We start from the raw sequence: 16428 nt of genomic DNA, 5'->3' as shown, positions 1-16428 counted from the left end.
GCAACGGAGCACGCCATGACCAGACAGACATGCAAAAAAACGCACGGACACGGACGCAAAGGCCCCACAAGCTACCACATGCACGACCCGGACGAGGTTTTCCGGGAATTGGCCCTGCAACCCGGGCAGACCTTCGCAGACCTCGGGTGCGGACCGGGCGACTATTCGCTGCGCGCGGCCCGGGAGGTGGGCAAAGACGGCCTTGTGCTGGCCGTGGACCAGAATCCGGCCATGGTCCGGGTGGTCGAGGAGCAAAGCCGGGAACACGGGCTAACCAACGTTGCCACCCACGAGCAGGACATGAGCGCGCCGCTGCCGTTCCCCGACCAATGCGTGGACACGTGCCTGCTCTCCACATCCCTGCACTGCATGGACATCGAAACCCACGGTCCGGCATTATTTCGGGAACTGCACCGCATACTCAAAACCGGGGGGCATGTGGCCGTGCTGGAATGCAAAAAGGAAAGAATGAATTTCGGACCGCCCCTGTCCATGCGCATTTCCGAGCGCGACGTGGACGCCGTGGCCCTGCCCTGCGGGTTCTCGCGGACAGGCTACACGGACCTCGGGTTCAATTATCTGGTCCGATACCATAAGGACTGAGGCCGCGCTTCGGCGCATCACAAGCAACAACCAAAGGAAAACCATGAAGATACTCAACGTATACGCATCCCTGAACGGACAGACCGAAAAGGTCGCCCTCGCCGTGACCCAGGCCGCACAAGATGCGGGATGCACCGTGACCACCCTGAACATCCGCACGGACAATGCTGAAATCGACCCGCTGGAATACGACCTCGTATTCATGGGTTCGGGCGTGTACTCGTGGCTGCCGGGCAAGGCCATGCTCAAATGGATGGACGCGCAAATGGAAGCCGCCAAAAAGGCCGGACGCATCCTGCCCAATTCCCCGCGCGTTCCCGGCAAGTTCGCGGCGCTCTATTGCACCTATGCCGGACCGCATACGGGCGAGGCCGAGGCTGTCCCGGCGGTCAAATACATGGGCCAGCTCTTCGATCATCTCGGCATGACCATTGCCGCGGAATGGTGCGTGCCCGGCGCGTTCGTGCCCAAAAACATGCAGTTCATGAACACGCAGGGCAGGATGGGCAACATCGAGGACCGTCCCAACAGCGACGACCTTGCCGGGGTACGGGGCCGCGTGGCCGCGCTCATCGATTCCCTGCTTCCCGTGGTCAAGGCGATTGCCGCCTGATCTCCCTCAACGGCGGCAATCCTCCTCTCCGGGCGGGAACACCGGGTTCCCGCCCGCAAAACACACAATGAAAAGGCCCCGCTCTCCTCGGAAAGCGGGGCCGTGATCTTCATGCATTTCCCAAGCGCGGACACAGTCAGTGCGTGAACACCAGTTCTCCGTCCTGCTCATCCACCACGACATTCATGCCGTCTTCCAGCACGCCGCCAATCAACTGCTTGGCCAGCGGCGTTTCCAGATGCGCCTGCAGATAACGGTGCAGCGGGCGCGCGCCAAAGCTCGGATCATAGGCGGACTGGGCGATGAACGCCTTGGCCTTGTCGCTCAGCTCCAGCGTGATGTTGCGGTCTTCAAGCCGCGAACGCAACCCCTGCACCAACAGTTCCACGATCATGGTCAGCTGATCCATGAGCAGCGGCCGGAACAGCACGCTCTCGTCCACCCGGTTCAGAAATTCCGGGCGGAAGTGATGCCGCAGGGTATCCATGACCTGTTCCTCCACGCCGGGATTGAACTCCCCGTCTTCGGCAATGCCGTCCAGCATGTACTGCGCACCGAGGTTGGAGGTCATGATGATGATGGTGTTCTTGAAGTCCACAGTGCGGCCATGGCTGTCCGTGAGCCTGCCGTCGTCCAATATCTGCAGCAGCACGTTGAACACGTCGTGGTGCGCCTTTTCGATCTCGTCGAACAGCACCACGCTGTAGGGCTTGCGGCGCACGGCCTCGGTAAGCTGGCCGCCCTCGTCATAGCCCACGTAGCCCGGAGGCGCGCCGATGAGCCGTGCCACAGTATGCTTCTCCATGTATTCGGACATGTCGATGCGGATCATGTTGTCCTCGGAATCGAACAGGGACTGGGCCAGCGTCTTGCACAGCTCGGTCTTGCCCACGCCCGTGGGACCGAGGAAAATGAACGAGCCGATGGGGCGCGAAGGATTCTTGAGTCCGGCGCGGGCACGGAGCACGGCGTCGGCAACAGCCTGCACGGCCTGATCCTGACCGATGACCCGGGCATGCAGTTGCTCCCCGAGCTTGAGCAACTTTTCGCGCTCGCCTTCCAGCAGCTTGGAAACAGGGATGCCGGTCCAGCGGGCAATGACCTGCGCCACGTCGTCCGGGCCGACTTCCTCCTTGACCATGCGCTGGCCCTCGCCCGCTTCTTCCATGGCCTTGTTGCGCTCTTCCAGCTCCTTCATGAGCGCGTTGAGCTGGCCGTATTCCAGTTCGGCGGCGCGGTTGTAGTCGTGGACGCGCTTGGCCTCCTCGATCTGATGCCGCACAGACTCGATATCGGCCTTGATGGTGCGCAACCGTTCAATGCCGCCCTTTTCATTCTGCCACTGGGTCATGAGCCGGGCCTGCTGTTCCTTGAGATCCGCAAGCTCACGCTCCAGCTTGTCCAGCCGGTCGTGCGAAGCCTTGTCGGTTTCGCGCTTCAGGGCCTCTCGCTCAATCTCCAACTGCATGATCTGGCGGTTGGCCTTGTCCAACTCATAGGGCTGGGAATCGATTTCCGTGCGAATCAGGGCAGCGGCCTCGTCAATGAGGTCGATGGCCTTGTCCGGCAACTGGCGGTCGGAGATGTAGCGATTGGACAGCACGGCAGCCTCGACCACGGCCCCGTCGGAGATGCGCACGCCGTGGTGCACCTCGAACCGTTCGCGCAGTCCGCGCAAAATGGAAATGGTGTCTTCCACGGTGGGCTCGTCCACCATGACGGTCTGGAAACGGCGTTCCAGAGCCGGGTCCTTTTCAATATTCTTGCGGTACTCATCCGTTGTGGTGGCGCCGATGCAATGCAGCTCGCCCCGGGCCAGCATGGGCTTGAGCAGGTTGCCCGCGTCCATGGAGCCTTCGGTCTTGCCCGCGCCCACGATGGTGTGCAGCTCGTCGATGAACAGGAGAATCCGGCCTGCGGATTCCTGCACTTCCTTGAGCACGGCCTTGAGCCGCTCCTCGAATTCGCCGCGGTACTTGGCCCCGGCAATGAGCGCGCCCATGTCCAGCGAATAGACTATCTTGTCCTTGAGCCCCTCGGGCACATCCTGCTTGACGATGCGCTGGGCCAGCCCCTCCACGATGGCGGTCTTGCCCACGCCCGCCTCGCCGATGAGCACGGGGTTGTTCTTGGTGCGGCGCGAAAGAATGCGGATCACGCGGCGGATCTCGGCATCGCGGCCGATGACCGGGTCCAGCCTGCCGGACTTGGCCTCGTCCACAAGGTCACGCCCGTATTTCTTGAGCGAATCATAGGTGGCCTCGGGATTGTCCGTGGTCACGCGTTGGTTGCCGCGCACTTCAGTCAGTGCGGAAAGCACCTTGTCCTTGTCGATGCCGAAACGGCTGTTGACCTTGCCCACGCCCGAGCCTGCGGGTTCATCCATGAGCGCGAGGAACAAATGTTCAACGCTCACGAACTCGTCGTTCATGCGCTTGGCGTGGTCGTCGGCCTTGACCAGCACGGTCTGCAACCGGCCGGTGACCATGATGCGGTCCGGAGTGGCTCCGGGACCGGAAACCTTGGGCAGACGAGCTATCTCGGCGTCCACGGCTCCGGAATATTCGGAAGGCTCCACACCCAGTTTCCGCAATATCTGCGGCACAAGGCCGTTTTCCTGCGCTGCCAGGGCAAAAAGCAGGTGTTCGCAGTCTATCTGCTGCTGGCCGGACCGTATGGCCTTGTTCTGCGCCTCGGAAACGGCTTCCTGTGTTTTTTGTGTAAATCTGTTCGGGTCCATATGCGTTACCTCCTGAATCGGAATATTCTCAAACGCTTTGCCCTACGAGTGTCGTTGCAATTCTTCCACTTCCCGTTCCAATTCCTCGATCCGCTCCATCAGGTCCACGATAATGGTGCCGCCCGTGGCCGATATCTCAAGATCATTGCACAGGCGCAAAAGCTTCTGGATGCGGAGCACGTCCCGGCACGGGAAAAGATATTCGTCCGCACTGGTGCGCGACGGTTCCAGCCAGCCCAGTTCAATCAGTTCGGCCATGCCGGACGGGGTGATGCCGGTGAATTCCACAATCTGGGCCCAAGCCACTTTTTCCGAACGTTCCGGAAGGTTCAGGCCCGGCAATTTGAGCAGCATCTGCTTGATTTTTGTCGTGGACATACGGTCTTCCTTACTGGTTGTCTCTGGGATTGAACGAGGAGGCCTCAGCCAACTCTTCCATGAGCTGTTTTTCCCGGTCCGAAAGCTTGGGCGGAACCTGTATCATGACGCGCACGAACTGGTCGCCCCGCTTCGCTCCGGCACCAAGACCCTTGCCGCGTATGCGCAGCTTCTTGCCGGACCCCATGCCCGCGGGAATGTTCATGTCGATCTGCCCGTCCAGCGTGGGAACGCGAACCGTGGCGCCCAATGCGGCTTCCCACGGAGCAAGGGGCAGTTCATAGATGATGTTGGCACCGTCCACGGCAAACCGGTGATGCGGCAGCAGCCTGATCTTGAGGAACAGGTCACCACGCGGACCGCCCGACATGCCGGCATTGCCCTGCCCTGCCAGGCGGATGCGCTGCCCGTCCTTGATTCCTGCGGGCACGCGCACTTCCAGCGTGCGGGTGCGGGGCACGCCGCTCTGGTCATGCTCGGTCAGGGTGATGGACTTGTTGCCGCCCTGATAGGCCTCTTCAAGACTCAGCTCGTACAGGGCCTCGGAGTCCGCGCCGCGCCTTGGCTGCTGGCGAAAACCGCCTGCCCGGCCGAAACCGCCCCGGAAATCGCCTCCGCCGCCACCGCCGAAAATGGTCTCGAAAAAGTCGCTGAACCCGCCGGGATCCTGACCGAAGCCGCCACCACCGCCACCGCCGAAGTTGAATCGCATATTCTCGAAGCCCGGCGGGGGCTGGAAGTTCTGACCATGTTCCCAGTCGGAACCGAACTGGTCATACATCTTGCGCTTTTCAGGATCCTTGAGGACCTCGTACGCCTCGTTGATTTCCTTGAACTTGTCCTCGGCCCCCTTGTTGTTGGGGTTCAGGTCGGGATGATACTTTCGGGCCAGCTTCTTGAAGGCCTTGGCAATATCGTCCTGACTGGAACTGCGGGTGACACCGAGTATTTTGTAGTAATCCTTGTATTGCACACTCATGGGGAAAAGAATCTCCTTTTGAACGAAAATAGGTGGTTCGTTCCAGTATCATAGCATAAACCGCGCACCGCCCAAGTCAAGCGGTCGGTCATCTTTTTTGTCAAAGTTTTCCACAGAAAAATTATTTTTTCCACAGGGAAGCCTGCGCAATTTCGGTACACACTGGAGGGAAAAGCGAAGAGGTTCGCGGGCTTGATCGCCCACGCCATGGGGCCGGACAGGATGCCGGGTGCTACGAGATCATAATGCGCCCTACCCAAACCCAGATCATGACCTGCGTTCTGTGGGCTTGTCATAATCGCGGAAATCCGGGTCATAACAATAATAACAGCGCTCGCGCACGCGAAATACCGTTATGAGTGCAATGCCGGCAACAAAGCCACCCACATGCGCCCATACGGCCACGGACTGGGCCGCGCCGTTGGCAATGGTCAAGACCCCGCTCAAAAACTGCGACGCCCCCCACACGCCCAAAAAGAGTACGGAGGGAATCCTGAAGAACAGCGGAAAGAAAAACACCGGCACCAACACCTGCACCTTGCCGTGGGGATACAGGACCATATAGGCCCCCATGACGCCGGCCACGGCCCCGGACGCGCCCACCACGGGCACTGCGGATGAAGCATCCGAAAGGATATGCACGCCCACGGCCACCAGCCCGCAGAGAACATAGAAAAGCACGAACCAGCCGTGTCCGGTCACGTCCTCGATGTTGTCGCCGAATATCCAGAGCATCCACATATTCAGGATCAGGTGCAGCCAGCCGCCGTGCAGGAACATGTAGCTGAAAAAAGGAACCACCGAAGCCTCGGGATAACCGGCGAAAGCAGCCCACTCGGGATTCAGGAAACGGTTGGGAACAACGCCGAAGAAATGGAAAAGCCGCACCTTGGAGTGCGGGTCCAGCCCGACCTCGTACAAAAAGACAAGGACGTTGATGACAATAAGCACCACCACCGCAACAGGCGGGTGCACGCGGGGAACGTCGTCATGCAGGGGAATCATGATTCACCGTCCAGTTCTTCGGCCAACTGCGGCCACAACCGTTCCAGCCACTGTTCATGGGCTTCTCCCCTGTCAGCCGCGGCCTCGCGCAGTTCCCGCACAACGCGCCGCGTTTCGGATTCCAGAACCGCCCTGTCGCCGTGGTTGCGGATCTCCCACGCGCAGCAGGCACGCTTGTCAGCAGCGGGCCATTGCCATGAATCAAATGCGGCCAGCGTTTCCGGAGCCAGCCCGCGAGACTCGCGAAACGGCCCGGTGCGCAATTCGTCCGGGCAATCAACGTACACAACCTCGTCCACCACGCCGTCGTCGTGCCAGCCGCCCTCCAGCAGCAGGGGTACCTCGGCCACGGCCAGACAATCATGCGCATGGTCCTCGAAAAACTTCTCGCAGGCATGCTTGACCATGGGATGCACCATATCCATGACCTCGCGCCGGACAGCGTCGTCCTCGAGCATGGCCGCAAACAGCGAGGGCTTGTTCACACCGCCGTTCTCCAGCGAATACCGTCCGCCAAAACGGCCCCGTATCATTTCCGCTCCGTCATGCCCCGGCTCGTACAATTCCGCCACGCACTCGTCCGCACTGAACACCGCAATGCTCATGGAGCGCAACACGCCGAGCACCGTGGACTTGCCGCAGCCGGGCATGCCCACCAGCCCAACACGCAGGCATATGCGCCCCAGCCCACGCAACACGCCCATGAAATCCTCGGGCGGTTCGCACAAAAAACGCATGGTCTCCCCGGATTCGGGATGGGCAATCCGCAGCCAGAAGGCATGCAGCATCTGCCGCTCTGCCGTTACATCCGGCATGGTCTCGGCCAAGGTTTCCATGCGTGTGGCATCGCCATACACGGTATCGCCCAGCAGGGGATGCCCGACATGGGCCATGTGTACGCGAATCTGATGGGTTCGCCCCGTGAAGATGCGCACGGCAACGAGGCTGGCGCGGCCAAGCGGGTCGGTCCACAGGGTGCGGTAGCGGCTGCGAGCCTCGCGTCCGCCCTTGGGCAAAACGGCCATGCGCGTCTTGATGGACGGATGCCTGCCCATGGGTGCGTCAATGTCTGCTGCGGGCGGCTCGGGGCGCCCGTGCACGATGGCCAGATACACCTTGCTGACCCGGCGTTCGGCAAAATCCGAGGCCAGCGTGAGGCGGGCGGCTTCGGTGCGGGCCACGGCAATGAGGCCGGAGGTGCCCTTGTCCAGCCGGTGCACGATGCCCGGACGCGACGGGTCCATGCCCGAGCGGTCCGCCCCGATGTCCGGCCAGTGGTGCAGCAGGCGGTTGACCAAGGTGTTGTCCGGGCAGCCGGGAGCCGGATGCGTGGTCAGACCGGCAGGCTTGTCGATGACCAGCAGGCAGTCATCCTCGAAAAGAACCGGAAGCGGCCCGGATTCGGGCTGCGGCGCATCCGGGTTCACGGCGTCTGCAGGCTCGGCCAGTTCCAGCAGTTCGGTTCCGGCCAGCTTGCGCTTGCCCCTGGTTTCCGCCGCACCGTCCACAAGGGCATGGCCGGATTCTATCCAATCGCGCACGCGCCCGCGTGAAACGCCCTGTTCCGCGAGTTCTCCGGCCCAGAACTTGTCCAGCCGCATGCCGTATGCTTCGTTTCCGGCCTGTATTTGCCAGTGCCGCTTTTGGCCCGTTTTGATCATGCAGGCAGCATATACCGGGAATAGTTGGAAAGTAAAACAACAGGAGATCATGACAAAAACGTAAGATGCATTTCACCTCTTGACCGACCCGGCCTCTTGATCTTACAAGGGGGAAATTTTGTGCATCTGAACGCAATAAATCCCGGAAAATATAAACTCCCAAGGAGGCGCACACGTGGCGGTACATCTGGTTGAGCACCCGCTCATCAAGCATAAGATCGGCCTTTTGAGGCAGAACGACATCTCCACGAGCCGCTTTCGCGCTCTTTCCACGGAAATTTCGCGACTGCTGACTTACGAAGCCACCAAAGACCTGGAAACCGAAAAGGTGACCATCACCGGCTGGGCCGGAGAGGTCGAGGTGGACAACATCAAGGGCAAGAAGATCACCGTTGTTCCCATCCTGCGCGCAGGGCTGGGCATGATGGACGGCGTTACCGACATGGTTCCCGGCGCCAAGGTTTCCGTCGTGGGCTTTTACCGCAACGAGGAAACCCTGCAGCCCGTGGAATACTATGTGAAGCTCGCCAACAACATCGAGCAGCGCATGGCCCTGATTCTGGACCCCATGCTGGCCACCGGCGGCACGCTGGAAGCCACCATCGAACTGCTCAAGGATGCCGGCTGCACGCAAATCCGCGGCCTGTTCCTGTGCTGTGCGCCCGAAGGCATCGAGCGCATCATGAGCAAACACCCGGATGTGGAAATATACACGGCGGCCATTGACGAACGGCTCAATGACGTTGGGTACATTCTCCCCGGACTCGGGGACGCCGGGGACAAGATTTTCGGCACCAAGTAGGGCACGCTAAAGGGCGTGCCCTTTTTTTGGGGGATTTCTTTCAATCAACATGCGAGGTAAGGAGGAGGTTGTCTGATGCATGACGTGCATTCCACGGAGTACAGTTTCAAACCAAAGGACGCGTTTCTCGGCGCGCAAATGCTGTTCGTCGCCTTCGGGGCGCTGGTTCTGGTCCCGCTGCTGACCGGGCTCAACCCCAACGTGGCCCTGTTCACGGCCGGCGCGGGCACATTGCTGTTCCAGATCGTGACCAAGGGACGCGTGCCCGTATTTCTGGCGTCGTCGTTCGCGTTCATCGCGCCCATCATCTACGGCGTGCAGACCTGGGGCATCCCGGCCACCATGTCCGGGCTGGCCGCGGCAGGACTGTTCTACGTGGTGCTCAGCGGACTGGTGAAGACCTTTGGCGTGGAAGCCCTGCGCAAGGTGCTGCCGCCCATCGTGACCGGTCCGGTCATCATGGTCATCGGCCTGATCCTGGCTCCCGTGGCCGTTACCATGGCTCTGGGCAAGGCCGGAGACGGAACCGTTCTGGTGGTGGAGTGGAAGGCGCTGACCATATCCCTTTCCGCGCTGGTCACCACGGTGCTGGTTTCGCTCATGGGCAAGGGCTGGCTCAAGCTCATCCCCATTCTTTCCGGCATTGCGGTCGGCTATGTGATTTCCCTTGTTCTGGGCGTGGTTGATTTCGCAGCCATCGGCGCAGCTCCGTGGCTTGCAGTCCCTGCCTTTGTCATGCCCGAATTCAAGTGGGAAGCCATTCTGTTCATCGTGCCCGTGGCCATTGCCCCGGCCATCGAACACTTCGGCGACGTGCTGGCCATCGGCTGCGTGACGGGCAAGGACTACGTCAAGGACCCGGGTATCCACCGCACCATGCTGGGCGACGGTCTGGCGACTTCGCTGGCCTCCATGCTCGGCGGCCCGCCCAACACCACCTATTCCGAAGTCTCCGGCGCCGTGGCCCTGACCCGTGTTTTCAACCCGGGCATCATGACCTGGGCTGCCATCACGGCAATCCTGCTGGCCTTCGTGGGCAAGCTGGGCGCATTTTTGTCCACCATTCCCGTACCTGTCATGGGCGGCATCATGATCCTGCTCTTCGGGGCCATCATGGTGGTGGGCATGAACACGCTGGTCAAGGCCGGGAACGATCTCATGCAGGCCCGCAACCTCGCCATCGTGGCCATCATCGTCATCTTCGGCGTGGGCGGCATGTCCCTGCCCTTCGGCGGTGAATTCCGCCTCGGCGGCATCGGCCTGGCCGGTATCGTGGGCGTGGTGCTGAACCTGATTCTGCCCGGCAGCTCCCACGAACTGCTGCCCGAAGAAAAGGATCCCTGCACCATCAAGAACGATTAACCCGTCGTTCCATACACCCGGATGCTCAGGCCGCCGAGTCCTTCCCCCGGACTCGGCGGCCTTTTTCATTGCTTGAGTTCACTGCGAAAACCCCTCAATTCATCAATCTTTTTCATATGATCACATGAGCACCCTTTACATAAGCTGCGAAGAATAATAACAAACAATATCATATTGTTTATTTTTATCAGGTCAGCACATGCTGGTCATCTTCACACTCAATCACAAAGGAGTTCTCTAATGAAAAAATTCATGTTCCTGATTGCCGCGCTCATGGTCATGGCCGGTGCATCAACCGCGTTTGCAGAATCGCACGGTAGTACATTGGTACCAGCGATGAGAGACTATTGCTACGCGGAATTAAAATATATAGCTACTCAAGTATATTTATCAAACATCACTAGTGAAGAGGTAGAATGCACTGTTCGTTTTTATGATCACGATGGTAATGATATCGGTGATGAAGCCAAAATTTATACAGGCGCATACAATACAAGTCGAGCAAAGCATCTTTCTACAGGGTCTACATTTTCAATCCCAGCAAATTCTACACGTCGGGTAGCCTTCAGTGATACATCGGCTCAAAGGCATGTAATGGGATATGCTATTATTGAATGGAAGGCGAACAACGACAAAATTGGCAAGGCCCTCATTGGAGCAGTGTGCTACTATCAGCGAACAGGCACCTCTCTGTATACTGCTGGCTATGTACAAATCAACAACGGCCAGCCGTTCTAGACAACCACCACCGGGAGGAGGCAGCTCCTCCCGATTTCTCCGGCCTTAAAAAATCCCCCGCCCTTCCCATCGTTTCACATTCTCAAAGACAACCGCCCCGGATTCCTGCTATACACGCACTCAAGAAAACAATGGAGGACTGTGCATGGACAATATTCTGAATCCGGAATTCGTTCGGGAACTTACGGAAACAGCAATCACCTGGCTGAGCATCAACGGGGTCAACATTGTCGTGGCCCTGATCGTATTCATACTGGGCCGCTGGATTGCCAAACGGCTGGTGGCCCTGATGCGCAAGGCGCTGCTGAGGGGCAACGTGGACGAAACCCTGACGTCCTTCCTGTGCAGCATCACCTATTACGCGGCGCTGGCCGCCGTGATCGTGGCCGCGCTCGGGCAGATGGGGCTGAACATCACTTCCTTCCTTGCCGTGCTGGGCGCAGCCGGTCTGGCCGTCGGTCTTGCACTCAAGGATTCCCTGTCCAACTTTGCGGCGGGCGTCATGATCATCCTGCTGCGCTTCTTCAAGAAGGGCGACTATGTGACCGTTGCCGGAATTTCGGGAACCGTCGAGGCCATCAAGATTTTCAACACCTACCTGACCACGCCGGACAACCAGAGCGTGATCGTGCCCAACGCATCGATCCTCAGCGGCACCATCGTCAACGTGACCGCCAACGACACCCGACGCATCGATCTGGTCATCGGCATCGGCTACGGCGACATGATACCCAAGGCCAAAAAGATTCTGGAAGACATCGTGGCCGCGGACGAACGCATACTGAAAACGCCCGCGCCCACGGTGGCCGTATCCGAACTGGGCGACAGCAGCGTGAATTTCGTGGTGCGCCCATGGTGCAAGACATCGGAATACTGGGCCATCCGCTTTGACCTGCTGGAAAAAATCAAGATGACCTTTGACGAACAGGGCGTTTCCATCCCCTTCCCGCAGATGGACGTGCACATGTTCAATGAAGATCAGGAACACTAGGAAAACGCCGCCGGCGCCAAAGAGGATTATCCCCTTGGAAACGCTGGCTGTCGGTGCGGTCCTGCGATTCGCTTCGCGCATACGCGTACCGCACTGACAGGAAGCAACCGTTTCAAATCAAACCGCCCCCGGCATCATCCGATGCCGGGGGCGGTTTGATTTTACTGCAACAAAACAACACCGTTATGAGCCATTCCAACCCTTTTCTCATGAACCCACCCGTTGCGCATTCGCAGAATGTGCAACCGAAAAGGGTCAAGGGACACGTCCCTTGCGGGTGCAGGGCTGCGCCCTGTTCCGCCCGAAGGGCATTGATATGCTAGGATTTCGCCCGAGGAAAGCCCAGCAAAATACCCAGCACCGCAGACACGGCCAAGGCAAAGCAATAATACATGGAACCAGCCACGGAAAGCGGCGATATCTTGGCAATGGAACCGGCCAGAAGCACCTGTGCGCCATAGGGAATCAGCCCCTGCACAATGCAGGAAAAGATATCCAGCAGCGAAGCGCTGCGGCGCGGGTCCACGTTGTCGCGCTTGGCAATCTCCTTGGCCATGTTGCCCGTGAGGATGATGGCCACGGTGTTGTTGGCCGTGCACAAATCCGCCAATACCGCCAGAAAGGAAATGGAAAACTCACCGGAGCGGGTGCTCTTTTTACCCGAGGTCAGCTTTCCTATGAACTGAATGATCCAGTCCACACCGCCGTGCAGGCGTATGAGTTCACCCAGCCCGCCAATGAGCATGGACAGGACAAGAATCTCCTGCATGCCGGTAAAGCCGGCGTAGATGCTCTGGGCAAAAAACAACGGAGTGAATCCCGGGGTCAACGTCATCCCGACCATGCCGCAAAGCACGATTCCGGAAACAAGCACGGTGAAGACGTTCACCCCGGCAACGGCCATGATAAGAATAGCCACATACGGCACGACCTTGGCTATTTCATAGCTGCCGTGCACCAGAATTTCTCCACCGGAACCCAGAAACGCCAGAATGCCGACAGTAACCAACGCGGCCGGAAGCGCCAGCATGAAATTCATCTTGAACTTGTCACCCATTTCACAGCCCTGCGTACGCGTGGCCGCAATGGTGGTGTCGGAAATCATGGACAGGTTGTCGCCGAACATGGCGCCCCCCACAACGGCGCCCATGAGCAACGGCAGGCCGAGGTCTGTTTTTTCCGCCACGCCCACGGCAATAGGTGCGATTGCCGCTACGGTTCCCATGGATGTACCCATGGCCGTGGCAATAAAGCCGCCGATGACGAACAGCCCGGGCAGGACCATGGTGGCCGGTATGACGGACAGCCCGAGATTGACCGTGGCCTCCACGCCGCCGATGGACTTGGCCACCGAGGCAAAGCCCCCGGCCAGCAGGTAGATCATGCACATGGTGACAATATTGATGTCACCGACACCGGAAAGAAAAATGTTGATCTTTTCGGAGACCCTGCCGCGCCCCATGACCACGGCCCAGATGATGGCAGGCAGAATGGCTACCGTGGCGGAAAGCTGGTAAAAGGCCATGTCGGTCCCGCGGGAAGTGAGATACAGACCGGTGCCAATAAAAATGACGAGAAAAAGCCCCAGCGGGGCCAGGGCCACAGGGTTCGCGTTCGTATTCTTCAATGCTCTCAACCTTGTTGTGCGTTGCGAAAACGCAATGCACGTAACGCTTTCAGGAAACAAGGTCCAGAAAAACCGGTTTGAATTTCACAATTCGTCATCAGAAAACATTCAAACTGTCTTTTGATAAAAAATATGCATCAAAAATTCCCGAACGCTCAAACAATATCCCTCATCTCACAATAAAAACGGTCCGCACGCCTTTCGACATGCGGACCGTTTTTTTTTGCCGATGATGCAAACGGCTACAAGTTTCTGCGCTCCAGAAAACGCAAAAGCCCGGCATACAAAACCAGCAACACGGCGATGACCAGCCAATGGTTGACGCCCAGCACAACCGGAAGCGTGACCTTGCCGAAAACACCCCATGTATACACGGTGGCCTTGAGCCACGGATAGGTATGGGCAAACAATGACGCGCCCACGAGCATGCCCAGCATGGCGAAAACCGCATCCACGCGTCCCTCGCCCAATGCCCCGGCCGCTGTGCCCGGGCAATAGCCCACCAGCCCCCAGCCAAGACCGAAAATCAGGCCGCCAAAAATATTTGCGCCCAGCACCGTGGCCTTTGGCGACAGTTTGACCAGCCCCATGTCCTGCAACAGATAGATGCCCACCATGGCCACCATGATGTGCGCGAGCATGAACTTGACAATGGTCATGTCCTTGAGTCGCAATGCGCCCACCTGCTTGTCATAGCGCAGCACCCGTGCCTTCTGGAGCAGAAAGCCGAAAACGATTCCGGTAACAAGCCCTATCAGCGGTTTCATCGGCGTCCCCTCCCGTACATGATGTTGGCGGAAACAATGCCGCCCGCAAAAAAGCACGCGGCAGCCACAAAGCCGCTCACCGAAAGCTGCGTCAGCCCGGAAAGGCCATGACCGCTGGGGCAGCCGCCCGCAAACCGCGCGCCGTACACGGCCACCATGCCGCCCACGAACGCGATTATGGACCGGTAGACCCCGCCCGGACCGAAATTGCGCTGCCACATGTCCGGCACCAGTTGCACGCGAAAGGAGCCGTCCTGCCGCGACGAAATGAACGCCCCAAGAATGATTCCGGTGACGAACAGGAACTGCCAGTCAACGCCCAGCGTGTATTTGAGAAAATAGGGAGTGTCGACCAACGGGGCGGAAACGGTTCTCTCGATCATGCCCACGGCCCGTACAAAAGTCGTGGAAGCCCCGAGATACTTGCCCGCCACCAACACCGAAGCGATGCTCAAAAGACCGCTCAAGGCCCCGGCCACATACGGGCTCCAGGCTCTACTCTTATGAATCATGTTACCTCCTTGGACAAATCAACGATCATGCATGGCATACCACAACACATGCCTTGGGAAAACCACAGCAACAAAAAAAACTCATTGGGACAAAAGATCACGAAGCGCGGACTCGACCCGTGGGACAAGATCGGCATGGTCCTTGTGCAGATAATGATACAAGCTAATCCTGCCAAACTGCAGGGGGATGACATGCAGCTGCTTATACTGGGACGCGTGCATCCACGGGTAGATGTTGGACCGGGCGAGAAGGGCAACGTCCACACGCCCTCCGGCAACGAAATCCAAAGCCTTTTGCACGTCGGGGGCGACCATGACCGTGGCTTCGGACGGCAGCATGGAATTCAACCCGACAGCGCCTCGACGACGCGCAACCCGAAGGTCGGCAAAGTCTTCCCAACCGGACAGTTCCAGCGGCTGTGCGGCAACCGCAACCACCTGAATCGTACATAGCGGCACCCCGACCCGAACAAGATTGGCATACTGTGACGCAATCGCCTGCATGCGACATATTTCCCCGTCCAGTCGGCCATTGTTGGCTTCTTTCAGGGAACGCAACATGGGAATGGGACGAAATTCCAAGGTATACCCGAGGGATGAATATACGCGTTGCAAAAGCTGGCGCGCGTTGTCGCTGAAAGCCATCTGTTCGGAAACACCAAATACGAGGTGCCCCCCGGCCTTTGCCTGAACCGGCATCGCAAGGCATGCAAGAAGAATGACCGCACAAACAATGGTTTTCATTATTAATGCGTACCACAAATACAAACGCCCCGGCAAACACACAAATCAATATTGGACCCCTCACGCGGAAATCTGTACTGTTTCGCGCAAATCCTTTGAGGAGAAAACCATGAACAAAACAGTGACCGGTCTGGTCCTGACATATAATGGGGAACGCTGGCTCAGGGAATGCCTGAAGTCGCTCGATTTCTGCGACCGCCTGCTGGTCGTGGACTCCCAAAGCACGGACAAGACCACAGCCATAGCCGAAGAATGCGGCGCCGAAGTGGTAGTCCGTCCGTGGCCCGGCCCGGTCAAGCAGTTCGAATTTGCCCTTGCGCAAATCGATTCCGACTGGATCGTCAGCCTTGACCAGGATGAAATGCTTACGGACGAACTCCGGAGCAGCATCCGCGCCGCAATAAACAAAGACGAAGACGTGGCCGGGTACTACACTCCACGCAGCTCCTTCTATTTCAACCGGTTCATGAAACATTCCGGCTGGTACCCGGATTACCTGCTGCGCGTATTCCGCAACGGGCGCATGAACGTCACGGCCAGCGGAGCACACTACCATTTTGAACCCATCGGGAAAACGCACAGGCTTTCCGGCGACATCCTGCACTATCCGTATAATTCCTTTTTCGAACACATGGAAAAAATCAACTACTATGCCGAAGAAGGTGCCAAGGCCCTGCGGGAAAAGGGACGCAAGGGCGGCTTTGTGCGCGCGCTGGCCCACGCAAAAATACGCTTTTTCAAACTCTACCTGCTCAAGCTCGGCTTTCTGGACGGACTGGCCGGGCTATGCAACGCCCTGGCAGGCTTCTACTACACCTTCCAGAAATATATTCGCATAGAAGAGAAAGGCGATTGGGGCCGCTGAATCGCACACACCACAAGAACACAAAAAGGCCCTGCACCATC

The 16428-nt window shown here is 58.6% G+C and carries 16 protein-coding genes; 7 read left to right on the top strand and 9 right to left on the bottom strand.

Annotated elements, in window-relative coordinates; all coding sequences use genetic code 11:
- Nucleotides 1-15: 15 nt before the first annotated feature.
- Both F8A88_RS03230 and F8A88_RS03225 read left to right on the top strand, forming a co-directional pair.
- Nucleotides 16-603, top strand: coding sequence for a class I SAM-dependent methyltransferase (locus F8A88_RS03230; protein ID WP_151149623.1), 588 nt, complete (start codon nt 16-18; stop codon nt 601-603).
- Between the two features lie 43 nt (nt 604-646).
- Complete coding sequence (locus F8A88_RS03225; protein ID WP_151149622.1) at nt 647-1216, top strand: NADPH-dependent FMN reductase family protein; 570 nt, start codon at nt 647-649, stop codon at nt 1214-1216.
- Between the two features lie 136 nt (nt 1217-1352).
- On the opposite strand, the gene clpB is transcribed toward F8A88_RS03225, so the two are convergent.
- From clpB to F8A88_RS03200, 5 genes are all read right to left on the bottom strand, one after another.
- Nucleotides 1353-3956, bottom strand: a complete 2604-nt coding sequence (clpB, locus tag F8A88_RS03220) for an ATP-dependent chaperone ClpB (RefSeq protein ID WP_151149621.1) — start codon at nt 3954-3956, stop codon at nt 1353-1355.
- Between the two features lie 42 nt (nt 3957-3998).
- Nucleotides 3999-4334 (bottom strand): chaperone modulator CbpM, encoded by a 336-nt coding sequence (locus F8A88_RS03215; protein ID WP_151149620.1) that lies wholly within the window; start codon nt 4332-4334, stop codon nt 3999-4001.
- Between the two features lie 10 nt (nt 4335-4344).
- Nucleotides 4345-5313 (bottom strand): DnaJ C-terminal domain-containing protein, encoded by a 969-nt coding sequence (locus F8A88_RS03210; RefSeq protein ID WP_151149619.1) that lies wholly within the window; start codon nt 5311-5313, stop codon nt 4345-4347.
- 267 nt (nt 5314-5580) lie between these two features.
- The gene (locus tag F8A88_RS03205) at nt 5581-6318 is read right to left on the bottom strand and encodes a rhomboid family intramembrane serine protease (protein WP_151149618.1); all 738 of its coding nucleotides are present in this window, start codon (nt 6316-6318) and stop codon (nt 5581-5583) included.
- Nucleotides 6315-7979 carry a dephospho-CoA kinase gene (locus F8A88_RS03200; protein ID WP_151149617.1) on the bottom strand — a complete coding sequence of 555 codons (1665 nt, stop codon included), beginning with the start codon at nt 7977-7979 and terminating at the stop codon, nt 6315-6317. Before F8A88_RS03200 ends, F8A88_RS03205 begins: the two co-directional genes overlap by 4 nt.
- A 175-nt stretch (nt 7980-8154) precedes the next feature.
- On the opposite strand from F8A88_RS03200, the gene upp reads away from it, so the two are divergent.
- The 4 genes from upp to F8A88_RS03180 all read left to right on the top strand — a co-directional run bounded on the left by upp (nt 8155) and on the right by F8A88_RS03180 (nt 11872).
- The gene (gene upp, locus F8A88_RS03195; protein ID WP_151149616.1) at nt 8155-8781 is read left to right on the top strand and encodes a uracil phosphoribosyltransferase; all 627 of its coding nucleotides are present in this window, start codon (nt 8155-8157) and stop codon (nt 8779-8781) included.
- A gap of 75 nt (nt 8782-8856) precedes the next feature.
- Nucleotides 8857-10143, top strand: a complete 1287-nt coding sequence (locus tag F8A88_RS03190; protein ID WP_151149615.1) for a uracil-xanthine permease family protein — start codon at nt 8857-8859, stop codon at nt 10141-10143.
- Nucleotides 10144-10383: 240 nt separating this feature from the next.
- Nucleotides 10384-10881, top strand: a complete 498-nt coding sequence (locus tag F8A88_RS03185) for a hypothetical protein (protein WP_151149614.1) — start codon at nt 10384-10386, stop codon at nt 10879-10881.
- A gap of 145 nt (nt 10882-11026) precedes the next feature.
- Nucleotides 11027-11872 carry a mechanosensitive ion channel family protein gene (locus tag F8A88_RS03180; protein WP_151149613.1) on the top strand — a complete coding sequence of 282 codons (846 nt, stop codon included), beginning with the start codon at nt 11027-11029 and terminating at the stop codon, nt 11870-11872.
- Nucleotides 11873-12191: 319 nt separating this feature from the next.
- On the opposite strand, the gene F8A88_RS03175 is transcribed toward F8A88_RS03180, so the two are convergent.
- The 4 genes from F8A88_RS03175 to F8A88_RS03160 form a co-directional block, all read right to left on the bottom strand.
- The gene (locus tag F8A88_RS03175; RefSeq protein ID WP_241667322.1) at nt 12192-13499 is read right to left on the bottom strand and encodes a Na+/H+ antiporter NhaC family protein; all 1308 of its coding nucleotides are present in this window, start codon (nt 13497-13499) and stop codon (nt 12192-12194) included.
- Nucleotides 13500-13741: 242 nt separating this feature from the next.
- Nucleotides 13742-14266: a DUF6691 family protein gene (locus F8A88_RS03170; protein ID WP_151149612.1), complete on the bottom strand. Its 525-nt coding sequence runs from the start codon at nt 14264-14266 to the stop codon at nt 13742-13744.
- A complete protein-coding gene (locus F8A88_RS03165) occupies nt 14263-14775 on the bottom strand; it encodes a YeeE/YedE thiosulfate transporter family protein (protein ID WP_241667366.1) in 513 nt (170 codons plus the stop codon). The genes F8A88_RS03170 and F8A88_RS03165 overlap by 4 nt, the downstream gene beginning before the upstream one ends.
- Nucleotides 14776-14859: 84 nt before the next feature.
- A complete protein-coding gene (locus F8A88_RS03160) occupies nt 14860-15522 on the bottom strand; it encodes a substrate-binding periplasmic protein (RefSeq protein ID WP_151149610.1) in 663 nt (220 codons plus the stop codon).
- 109 nt (nt 15523-15631) lie between these two features.
- Between F8A88_RS03160 and F8A88_RS03155 the strand changes: the two genes are divergently transcribed.
- Nucleotides 15632-16387, top strand: coding sequence for a glycosyltransferase family 2 protein (locus F8A88_RS03155; protein WP_151149609.1), 756 nt, complete (start codon nt 15632-15634; stop codon nt 16385-16387).
- Nucleotides 16388-16428 lie beyond the last annotated feature (41 nt).

Source organism: Pseudodesulfovibrio senegalensis (assembly GCF_008830225.1).
Lineage (GTDB): Bacteria > Desulfobacterota > Desulfovibrionia > Desulfovibrionales > Desulfovibrionaceae > Pseudodesulfovibrio > Pseudodesulfovibrio senegalensis.
This window is presented reverse-complemented; position numbering and strand designations above follow the sequence as displayed.